This window comes from Nocardia sp. NPDC052112, assembly GCF_040680135.1.
GTDB lineage: Bacteria > Actinomycetota > Actinomycetes > Mycobacteriales > Mycobacteriaceae > Nocardia.
In genome coordinates this window covers 1-3,950 of record NZ_JBFAWD010000069.1, presented here as the reverse complement: position 1 = coordinate 3,950, position 3,950 = coordinate 1, and the positions used below count along the sequence as shown (strand labels likewise).

At 66.6% G+C, this 3,950-nt stretch carries 3 protein-coding genes; 1 reads left to right on the top strand and 2 read right to left on the bottom strand.

Features of this window, described 5'->3' with window-relative positions; genetic code table 11:
- Positions 1-112 precede the first annotated feature (112 nt).
- On the bottom strand, positions 113-1,243 hold the full coding sequence (locus tag AB0L58_RS42905; protein ID WP_364397476.1) for an ABC transporter substrate-binding protein: 1,131 nt from the start codon (positions 1,241-1,243) through the stop codon (positions 113-115).
- A 135-nt stretch (positions 1,244-1,378) separates the two neighbouring features.
- Entirely contained in the window at positions 1,379-2,176 is a 798-nt protein-coding gene (locus tag AB0L58_RS42900) for a VOC family protein (RefSeq protein ID WP_364397473.1), read from the bottom strand.
- A 317-nt stretch (positions 2,177-2,493) separates the two neighbouring features.
- Here AB0L58_RS42900 and AB0L58_RS42895 point away from each other — a divergent pair.
- Positions 2,494-3,950: cbb3-type cytochrome c oxidase subunit I (locus AB0L58_RS42895; RefSeq protein WP_364397470.1), on the top strand; the 1,457-nt coding region annotated here is incomplete at its 3' end.

The following is a 3,950-nucleotide window of genomic DNA, read 5'->3' as shown; positions in this document are numbered from 1 at the left end:
GTCTCGCGTCCGAGCCGTCGAAGCGCATGCGCCGCAGGCGCGAGTCTCGACGGCTCGGACGCGAGACTGAAGGGGGCCGCGAACACGCCGCGCCGAAGGCGCGGCCAAAGACTCAGTCGGTGACGTACCCGTTCAAGCTGCTGCGCAGGTCGGCGAGCAGGGCGCGGGCGGCGGTGAGCCCGTCACCGTGCCAGACGGTGTCCTCGACCGCGAAGACGCGCTTATCGCTGGCGGCGCCCAGCTCCTTCCACGCATCGCTGCGCAGCACCTTTTTACCGTGCTCCTCGCCGGACTCGCCCGCGAAGATGACGTAGATGATGTCGCCCTCGACCTTGATCAGGTCCTGCTCGGTCACGTCGAAGGAGGTGCCGCGCTGCGCGGTCGGCCGCTGTACGCCCGCATCGGCGAGGACTTGGCCCGCGAAGCTATTGCTGCCCTGGACCTGGTCCTGATCGGCGGTGAAGCGGACCACCGAGGCCTGGGATTGACTGGCGGCCAATATATTGCCGGTATCGCGGGCCTCGTAGCGGTAGTTCTCCAATGCCGTTGCCGCAGCGTTCGACCGGCCGAGACCCGCTGCGAGCGTGCTGAATTCGGCCTGCCAGCCGCTATCGGGATCGGCGAGGACGGTCGGTGCGATCGCTTGCAGAGCGGCGAAACCGCCTGAGCCGCCCGGAATATCGCCGATGATCAAATCGGGATGCAGTGCCGCGATCTGCCCGAGATCGGGCTGTGCCGCCGAACCGACGGCGGGGATCTTCAGTACGCCGTAACCGAGATACATGGGCTGCGCGCGCGGTCCGTCGATCGGCATCGCGCCGACGACGCGCTCCCACAGACCGACCGCGCAGGCGGCGTCGAGTGCTGATGTGGAAAGCACCACGACCCGCTGCGGATCGGCGGGCACCTCCGAGGTGCCGGCGGCGTGGGTGACGGTGCGGGTCTTGCCGTTCGCCGGATCGGCTGCGCTCGGCAGCGGGCAGGCCCGCGAGGTGTCGCGCTCCAGGCCGACCACACCCGCGCCCGCGATATTCGTCGTGGTGCGAACGATCGAGCTGGCGTCGGTTTTCTGACTGCAGCCCGCGACGAGCAGTGCGGCGCAGAGCAGGGCGACCGCGGTGCCACCGTGCCGGACCGCACGCTTGCAGGCGGTGCCGTCTCGGGGGGAGTCCGCGTTCCGAGCGACCTGCGCGCGGTCGCTATCGCAACGGTTTCGGGTGCGAACAAGGGCGCTCACCGGCATGCGGGTGAGGGTACCGCGTGCGGTGGCTGCCGAGACGCGAAGGCCACCACCGCGCGCACGCCGCCTTCGGCGCACAGTCGCGACCGCGCGGAATCCTACTGTCGCACAGGGGATTCCGCGCGGTCCCCGAATCGGCTACTTGGTGTTGCCGCCGATGCTGAAGCGTGCCCCGGTCGGATCCGCGACCTGCGCGATCCGGCCGTAGGGGGTGTCCTCGGGCTGGGCCAGCACGGTGCCGCCCAGTTCGACGACCTGCGCGACGGCCGCGTCGACATCATCGGCGCCGATGTACACGGTCCAGCCCGCGGGCACACCCTCGGGCAGGAAGGCCGAGGCATCCATGACACCGCCGAGCATCGGGGTGGTGGCGTGGATGGTCGTGTAGCGGAACTCCGGGGTGTCGGCGATGGTGAGGGTGTCGCTCCAGCCGAAGACATCGCGGTAGAAGTCGAGCGAGCGCGCGTAGTCGCGGGTGTGCAGTTCGAACCAGGACGGGATGCCGACATGGTCGCTCCAGGTCCCGCCCGAGGCGATGCCGATGGTCTCGAATCCGCCGAAGGTGCCGGCCTGCCAGATGCCGACACCGGCGCCGCCGACATCGCCGAGTACGGCCATCGCGCCGAGATCGCCCACATCCATGGGTGGCACGACGACCGCGCCTCCGTGTGCCACGGCCGCGTCGGCGGTGGCCTTGGCATCGGGCGAGGCGAGATAGACCGTCCATTGATCGGGACCCTCGACTCCGTCCGCCATCTTGCCCATGCCACCCGCGACGGCCTTGCCGTCCTTGCGGAAGGTGATGTAGCCGCCGAACTCCTCGTCCGCGCGGTCGGCGGTCCAGCCGAACAACTGGCCGTAGAAGGCAATGGCGCCTTCCGGATCAGAGGTATAGATGTCGACCCAGCGTGGATCGCCGGTCTTCGGTGCTGTCATGGGTGGTCCCCTTACCGGAGTGGAATCGCTGTCACCGATACAGACGGCGGCTGCCTGGGAAAGTCATCGCTGGCGACTGCTTGCGGGTCGCTCGGAATCGTCGGCATGCACCGCGCCGGATTTCCCGATCCTCGGATGTGCGGGCACAGTCGCCCAACAACGAAATACGACGCAGAGTAGGACCCGTGCGGATGGCTGCCGCAGCACGGTTTACGATCTCAGGAGCGCAAGCGAACTCCTCGTCTGTCCCCGGTAGTGGGGCGGATGCGAGCAGCGGAGCCTGCGGAGCGACCTAAAGGCACCTTTCAGGAGGATCAGTGACTGCCGTAGAGCCAAAGCCAGTCCCTCAGTTGGAAGCGACTCGGCCGTATCCGGCTCGGACCGGTCCGAAGGGCTCGTTCATCGTCAAGATGGTCACCACCACCGACCCCAAGGTCCTCGGTGTCATGTACCTGACCACCTCGATGGCGTTCTTCCTCATCGGTGGTCTGATGGCCCTCCTGATGCGTGGTGAGCTGGCCCGTCCTGGTCTGCAGTTCCTGTCGCCGGAACAGTTCAACCAGCTGTTCACCATGCACGGCACGATCATGCTGCTGTTCTACGCGACCGCGATCGTGTTCGGCTTCGCCAACATCGTGCTGCCGCTGCAGATCGGCGCACCCGACGTCGCCTTCCCGCGACTGAACGCCTTCAGCTACTGGCTGTACGCATTCGGCGCGACCATGGCGACCGCGGGCTTCATCACCCCCGGCGGTGCCGCGGACTTCGGTTGGACGGCATATGTGCCGCTGACCGACATCCTGCACTCGCCCGGCGTCGGCACCGACCTGTGGATCCTCGGCCTCGCGGTCTCCGGTCTCGGCACCATCCTCGGTGGTGTCAACATGCTGACCACCGTGGTCTGCCTGCGTGCTCCCGGTATGACCATGTTCCGGATGCCGATCTTCACCTGGAACATCGCCGTCACCAGTGTCCTCGTGCTGCTTGCCTTCCCGCTGCTGACCGCCGCGCTGTTCGGCCTGGCCTATGACCGCCACCTCGGTGGCCACATCTACGATCCGGCCACCGGCGGCATCCTGCTCTACCAGCACCTGTTCTGGTTCTTCGGCCATCCCGAGGTGTACATCATCGCGCTGCCGTTCTTCGGCATCGTCTCGGAGATCTTCCCGGTCTTCTCGCGTAAGCCGATCTTCGGTTACACCACACTGGTTTACGCGACCCTCGGCATCGCCGCGCTGTCGATCGCGGTGTGGGCACACCACATGTACGCCACCGGCGCCGTGCTGCTGCCGTACTTCTCGTTCATGACCTTCCTGATCGCCGTCCCGACCGGGGTGAAGTTCTTCAACTGGATCGGCACCATGTGGCGCGGCCAGCTGACCTTCGAATCGCCGATGCTGTTCTCCCTCGGCTTCCTGGTCACCTTCCTGTTCGGTGGTCTGTCCGGCGTCATCCTGGCCTCGCCGCCGCTGGACTTCCATGTGACCGACTCGTACTTCGTGGTCGCGCACTTCCACTACGTGCTCTTCGGCACCATCGTGTTCGCCACCTACGCCGGTATCTACTTCTGGTTCCCGAAGATCACCGGCCGCATGCTGGACGAGCGCCTGGGCAAGTGGCACTTCTGGACCACCTTCATCGGTTTCCACACCACCTTCCTGGTGCAGCACTGGCTGGGCGCCGAGGGTATGCCGCGTCGCTACGCCGACTACCTGCCCAGTGACGGGTTCACCACGCTGAACACCATTTCCACGATCGGCGCCTTCATCCTCGG

What these genes read in the sequence shown, in the direction of transcription:
- AB0L58_RS42900 (WP_364397473.1), bottom strand. Translation starts at nt 2,176, where the DNA reads ATGACAGCACCGAAGACCGGCGATCCACGCTGGGTCGACATCTATACC.
- AB0L58_RS42905 (WP_364397476.1), bottom strand. Translation starts at nt 1,243, where the DNA reads ATGCCGGTGAGCGCCCTTGTTCGCACCCGAAACCGTTGCGATAGCGAC.